Source organism: Aeromicrobium sp., from assembly GCF_025965075.1.
Lineage (GTDB): Bacteria > Actinomycetota > Actinomycetes > Propionibacteriales > Nocardioidaceae > Aeromicrobium.
In genome coordinates, this window is sequence record NZ_JAOPXQ010000082.1 from 1 (window position 1) to 5,793 (window position 5,793).

The 5,793-nt window shown below is 69.5% G+C and carries 8 protein-coding genes; 4 read left to right on the top strand and 4 right to left on the bottom strand.

Annotation, left to right across the window (positions count from 1 at the left end; genetic code table 11):
* Window positions 1-380: 380 nt before the first annotated feature.
* Together JWQ91_RS05410 and JWQ91_RS05415 are read left to right on the top strand one after the other, a co-directional pair.
* A complete protein-coding gene (locus JWQ91_RS05410) occupies window positions 381-926 on the top strand; it encodes a hypothetical protein (protein WP_297781757.1) in 546 nt (181 codons plus the stop codon).
* 2 nt (window positions 927-928) lie between these two features.
* Window positions 929-1,576 carry a hypothetical protein gene (locus JWQ91_RS05415; RefSeq protein WP_297781759.1) on the top strand — a complete coding sequence of 216 codons (648 nt, stop codon included), beginning with the start codon at window positions 929-931 and terminating at the stop codon, window positions 1,574-1,576.
* A 70-nt stretch (window positions 1,577-1,646) separates the two neighbouring features.
* Here the strand turns inward: JWQ91_RS05415 and JWQ91_RS05420 are convergent, their stop codons facing one another.
* A complete protein-coding gene (locus JWQ91_RS05420) occupies window positions 1,647-2,288 on the bottom strand; it encodes a helix-turn-helix domain-containing protein (protein ID WP_297781761.1) in 642 nt (213 codons plus the stop codon).
* Entirely contained in the window at window positions 2,289-2,723 is a 435-nt protein-coding gene (locus tag JWQ91_RS05425; RefSeq protein WP_297781764.1) for a VOC family protein, read from the bottom strand.
* Between the two features lie 118 nt (window positions 2,724-2,841).
* Between JWQ91_RS05425 and JWQ91_RS05430 the strand changes: the two genes are divergently transcribed.
* Entirely contained in the window at window positions 2,842-3,348 is a 507-nt protein-coding gene (locus JWQ91_RS05430) for a hypothetical protein (protein WP_297781765.1), read from the top strand.
* Between the two features lie 17 nt (window positions 3,349-3,365).
* Here JWQ91_RS05430 and JWQ91_RS05435 read toward each other — a convergent pair whose 3' ends face one another.
* Complete coding sequence (locus tag JWQ91_RS05435; RefSeq protein ID WP_297781767.1) at window positions 3,366-4,175, bottom strand: class II glutamine amidotransferase; 810 nt, start codon at window positions 4,173-4,175, stop codon at window positions 3,366-3,368.
* A gap of 261 nt (window positions 4,176-4,436) precedes the next feature.
* Here JWQ91_RS05435 and JWQ91_RS05440 point away from each other — a divergent pair, with 261 nt between their 5' ends.
* Window positions 4,437-5,039 (top strand): hypothetical protein, encoded by a 603-nt coding sequence (locus JWQ91_RS05440; protein ID WP_297781768.1) that lies wholly within the window; start codon window positions 4,437-4,439, stop codon window positions 5,037-5,039.
* Window positions 5,040-5,199: 160 nt separating this feature from the next.
* Here JWQ91_RS05440 and JWQ91_RS05445 read toward each other — a convergent pair.
* Window positions 5,200-5,793: NADPH-dependent FMN reductase (locus JWQ91_RS05445; protein WP_297781769.1), on the bottom strand; the 594-nt coding region annotated here is incomplete at its 5' end.

Below are 5,793 nucleotides of genomic sequence, written 5' to 3' on the forward strand. Positions count from 1 at the left end.
CGAGCTCTCGGCGATCACCAGTACGACCAGGAACGAGAAGAACGCCAGGGGTGCCGTCGCTGCGTGGAGCCAGCCGCGCAGCCGGGGCTTGACCTCCTGAACGGTGTCGGTCAGGCGGTCGTGCACGGCCTCGACCGTCCGCGCAGGAGTCGTCAGGTGAGCCTGGGTCATCGGAGGTCCTTCCTGGCGTCGGGCACGAGGGGGGCCCGTCCACAGACGGGGACCCGCGCCGCCCAAGGGGCGCGCGCGGCTCGGTAGACATACCGCGTGCGGCGCAGTTCAATCGCCGACATGGCAGGTTTTCTACCGACCGGGCGGGTGAGTGCGAGGTCACACGCGCCGGCACGTGTCGAGTCCGGCGCCTCGGGCACTCCTGGTCCATGAGCCATGACGAAGCAGACACAGCAGCGGGAGCCCGCAAGGGACTCATCGACAGCGTCGCGGGCAAGGCCAAGGAGGTCACCGGCGCCGTGACGGGCAACGATGACCTGACCGAGGAGGGACAGCTGCAGCAGGCCGGGGCGAAGCATCGCAAGGCCGCTGTCGCCGACCAGGCCGTCGCCGACGCCAAGCGTCAGGAGGCCGCCGCTGAGCTCCGCGAGACCAACCGCGAGGCCGCCGCCGAGAAGGAGGCCGCGCACGACGCGGCCGACCGTGCCCAGCGCGCCGTGGACCGGGAGCGGTCCGAGCAGCACACCGAGGCCGAGCGTGCGGCGGCACAGCAGGAGGCCGTCGAGCGGCAGGCGGCCCAGCAGCGCGCTGACGACCTGGCCGAGTCCCGGCTCGACGACGCCGAGGCCCTCGCGGCCGACGCCACGTCCACCGAACAGCAGGCCGCGGCCGACCAGGCGCGCCTCGAGCGCGAGGCCGCTGCCGCCGAGCAGCAGGCTGCCCGGCTCCGCGCCCAGACCGAGAGCAAAGGATGACCATGATCAGCACCCTCATCGCCCTTCCGTACGAGCTGGCCCGACTCCCCCTCACGACCCTCGACCACGGGCTGTCCCGTCGGCTGCCGGACACGTCCGTGCCCCGCACGAGCCTGGACCGCGCCATCGGCTCGGCCGACAAGCTCGCCGGGACCATCCTGCGCAACGACGACATCCTCGACCGGGGCGTGGCCCGGGTCGAGCGGGCGAACGCCCTCGTCAAGGCCGCGCGCCTGGAGGATCGGGCCGAGACCCGGCGCGATGCGGCCGCCGACGTCGCCGCGGCCGGTCGCCAGGAGGCGGCCGCCAAGCGTCAGGCCGCCGCGAAGCGCGCATCCGACGGCCTCGCCGCGGCCAAGCAGGCGGAGGAGCAGGGCAAGCAGCAGGCGGCGCGGAACGCCGAGAAGACCGCCGCCGCCAAGAAGGCTGCCGCCGACAAGACCGCGGCCAAGCGCACCGAGACCGTCGAGCAGCGCAAGAAGCGGGTGGCCGCCGCCGCCGAGGCCAAGAAGAAGGCCGCACGGCAGGAGGCCAAGGCCGAGCTCGACGATGCCCGCCAGTCCACGGAAGCCGCCGCGGAGGCTCGCGCCGACGCCGAGGTCCTCAGCGACCTGACCGAGGCCAAGAAGCAGGAGCGCAAGCAGGACTGAGGCGCGACGTACGGTGCGACCGCGCACCGATCCTCCAGCATCCGAGGCTCCTCCTCCCGGAAACGGCGTGTCAGGCGGCCAGGTGGAACGTGTTGGCGAAGCGGGCGAGCAGGGCGCCGCGGCCGCGGAGCACCTCGACCACGCCGGTCTCGATGGCGCGGTCCGGCGCGAGCTCCCCGGAGATGAGCCTGCGGATGCCCGGTCCGGCGGCGAAGGCCAGGTCGGCGGGTCCGTCCCCGCGGGTGACCTCGAGGCCGGACCCGTCCACCCGGACGAGCAGCTCGGCGGGACCGAGGCGCGCAGCGTAGGCGGTCGCCGGCAGGCCAGCCGCCACCTGCGGCCGGAACGCGGTGCGCAGCGCCATGGTCATCGAGTCGGGGGTGATGACCTGCTCGGCGCGTGGGTCGCCCATCGCCTTGAAGCCCCAGGCCCCGAGGGCGTGGACGACGGGCTCGAGCTCACGACCGTACGCCGTGAGCTCGTAGACGATGACCCGCGAGCGCGGCGCCCGGCGGAGGATGCCCGCCTCCTGCAGCTCCTTGAGCCGGGTCGCCAAGATGTTGCTCGGTATGCGCGGCAGCCCGGCAGCGAGCTCGCTGTAGCGCCGCGGTCCGACCAGCAGGTCGCGGACGATGAGCAGGGCCCAGCGCTCCCCCACCAGCTCCAGGGCGCGCGTGACGCCGCAGTACTGCCCATAGTCGCGGGCGACCACTCAGGCCTGCTGGTTCATGAACGCCTCGGGGCCCTGCTCGGCCGCGACCGGGTCCATCCAGCCGAGCTCGAGGATGTTGCCGTCGGGATCGCTGAGCTGGCGCTGGTACATGAAGCCGAAGTCCGACGCCGGACGCGCCTCCGTGCCACCCGCGGCGAGGCCGGCTGCGGCGACGGTGTCGACCGCCTCCCTGCTGTCGTGGAAGATCGCGGTCGCCACCGACGGGCTCACCTTGGGGTCACCGAGCGGCAGGTCCGTGAACGTCTGGAAGAACTCGCGCACCAGGATCATGAAGTAGCTGTGACCCTCCTCGACGACGACGCAGGCCGCGTTGTGGTCGGTGAAGGCGGGATTGATCGTGAAGCCGAGCGCCGTGTAGAACGCCTTCGCGCGCTCCAGGTCGGTCACCGGCAGGTTGACGAACATCTGGGTCATGGGGTCTCTCCTCTTCACGTGTACGGGATGATCGCTTCCCACACTTGCAAAAAACAAGTAGCGGGTCAAGGTCCTGGGATCCCCCGTGCGCCGGGCCAAGTCTCGCTAGCGTGGAGGTGTGGACAGGACATCCGCATCCCGCAGCGCGGGCTCGTGGCTCCAGGGGTCGCACCCCGCGGACCTGCTGTACGGCGCCATCGTGACCGCGGCCGTGCTGGTCACCGCGGGTGGTCACGGCGCGGACGCGGGCAAGGTCGTCGCGTCGTGGGGCTTCGTGCTGGTGATCTACTGGCTGGCACACATCTACGTGCACGCGGCCGAGAGCCAGTTCCACGGGGACATGCGCCGCCTCCCCAGTCGCGCCGTCGACGCCGCCCGGGCCGAGGTGGCCGTGCTGCTCGGCGGCATCCCGACCATGGTGGTCTTCGTCATCGCCGCCGCGACGGACGCCGACACGTTCGATGCGGCAAAGCTGGCGCTCTACTTCAGCGTCGCCCTGCTGGCCGCCGTCGGCTACATCGGCGCCCGGCACGCGGGACACGACAGGCGTACAGCCGCGGTCGAGGCGCTCGGCGCCAGCGTGCTGGGGCTGCTGATGGTGCTGGCCAAGACGCTGCTGCACTGACCCGCGGCGAGCAGCGCTCAGGCCATGGCCCGCGCGCGGGTGGGTGAGAAGTCGTGGGACGCCAGGCGACCACCCCGCAGGACGAGGCAGGTCGACTCCGGCACCTCTTCCCACGCACCTATCAGGCTGCCCAGCGGCTCGGACACGACCAGCCGCGCGTCGTCGGACAGCTCGTGGATGACCGGGTTGTCGGGATACTGCTCACGCAGCGTGGAGATGTCGACGGTGTGGAACAGCGAGCGGGACCTGCCCTCCGAGGAGTAGCGGAACACCCACGTGGTCTCACCGTCGGTCGTCGCCACCGTCATCTGGATCGGGTGCTGCACGCCGTGGCGTCGCCCGACCTCCTCGATCAGGCCGACGGCCGCGGCCACCGCCCGGGGAGGATCCTGCTCGAGCCCGAAGGTCAGGGCCAGGAAGAAGAAGAGCTCGGAATCGGTCGACCCCTCGATGTCCGGAAAGAGCGACGGCAGGACCGCCAGGGCCAGGTCACGCTTGACCTCGTGGAAGTCCGCGATGGCCCCGTTGTGCATCCAGAGCCATCGGCCGTGACGGAACGGATGGCAGTTGGTCTGCTGGATCGCGGTGCCGGTCGAGGCGCGGATGTGCGCGAAGACCCGGTCGGCCACCGACTGGGTCGCGATCTCCAGCAGGTTGCGGTCGTTCCACGCCGGCTCGGTGCTGCGGAAGATGCCCGGCGTCCCCATCGCGCCGTACCAGCCGAGACCGAAGCCGTCCCCGTTGATGGCCTCCACTCCCATCCGGGCGTGCCTGCTCTGCACCACGAGCGAGTTCTCGGGCTTGAAGAGCAGATCGTACAACGGCACCCGGGAACCTGAATATGCGAGCCAACGACACATGAAATCTCACCTCGGCTCGAGTACACACGGCCCGGCGCGGGCCCTGCCTCATCCGTTCCGGGTGAATCGGGACGGAGCCCGGCTTCGAGGCCAGGAAGGTCGTGGCGCTGGTACGGAGAAATCCGAAAAGATGTCCGAGCGCGTCTGGCCTCTGCACGACGAGAGGAGTAAAGCAGGGAGTAACCGGCGGTGCCGGACCGGGTACCGCCCTGCTGAGAGGAGCAGGCCGTGCACGCACGTTCCACCACATTCCACGGAAGGCCCGCCAACATCGACGCGGGCATCGAGTTCATCAAGAACGAGGTCTGGCCGATGCTCGACGAGATCGAGGGCTGTCGAGGCTTGTCCTTGTTGGTCGACCGCGAGACCGGTCAGTGCATCGCCACGAGTTCTTGGGAGAACGAGGAGACCATGACCGCGAGCAGCGACCGGCTTCGCGCCGTACGCGACCGTGGCAAGGAGATCCTTGGCGGATCCATGCAGATCGACGAGTGGGAGATCGCCGTCATGCACCGCACGCATCACGCGGAGTGCTGCCGGGTCAGCTGGCTCCAGGGTGATCTCGACGCCATGACGGAGACGTTCCGAGCCCAGATCCTTCCCGACCTCGAGCGCACCTCTGGGTTCTGCAGCGCCAGCCTGATGATGAACAGGTCGACCGGCCTGGGCTGCGCCACGACTGCCTGGGATTCCCAGGCCTCGATGGAGGAGAGCCGCGTGGCGGCGGACGACATGCGCAGCCGGGCCGCGAGCGCCGCCGGCGGCACGATCGTCGACGTCCACGAGTTCGAGCTCGCCTACGCGCACCTGCACGTTCCGGAGCTGGTCTGAGCGAACTTGGTTGAAGAACTGTCGGCCGGCGCTGGCCGTCACTGACCCGCTCGAATTGGCCCACAACCGCCCGTGAGCTGGCAAACAGGTGACGGGCGGCTGTGGGTGTTGGTCCTGGGCATGTTGCCCACCAGCATCAGACCCCCGATGCGATGTCGTTCTACCTGCCGTCGGTCGGTGCTTGTGGTCGTGGCAGGACAGTCAGCACCATGCCGATGTAGGTGCGGAACTCGGCCATGTAGGCGCCCAGGAACTCTCGGGTGGAGTCGTTGGTGACCTCGCCGTCGCCCTGAAAGACATCGGCGGAGTACTGGATGTAGGCCTCGGGTGAGGTCATCTGGCGGGCGTTGCAGAAGCTGAGCACACCCCGCAGGGTTTGTTGAGCCATGGCGGTGCCGATCTGGCCGACGGAGGCTCCGATCACCGCGGCTGGGATGTGGTCGAAGGAGTTCTGTCCCCACGGTCGGGATGCCCAGTCGATCGCGTTCTTCAACGCTCCTGGGATGGAACGGTTGTACTCGGGGGTGACGAAGAGTATTGCGTCGACGGCAGCGATCGACGCCTTGAGCGCTCGGGCTTCAGGCGGGTAGTCGTCGTCGAAGTCCGGGCTGTAGAGCGGCAGGCTCCCGATGGGAATCTCGCTGAACCCCAGGTCGTCTGGGGCCACCCGGATGAGGGCCTTGGACAGGGTGCGGTTGATCGACGTCGATGACAGGCTTCCGACGAAGTAGCCGACGTTGTAGGTGGTCATGTG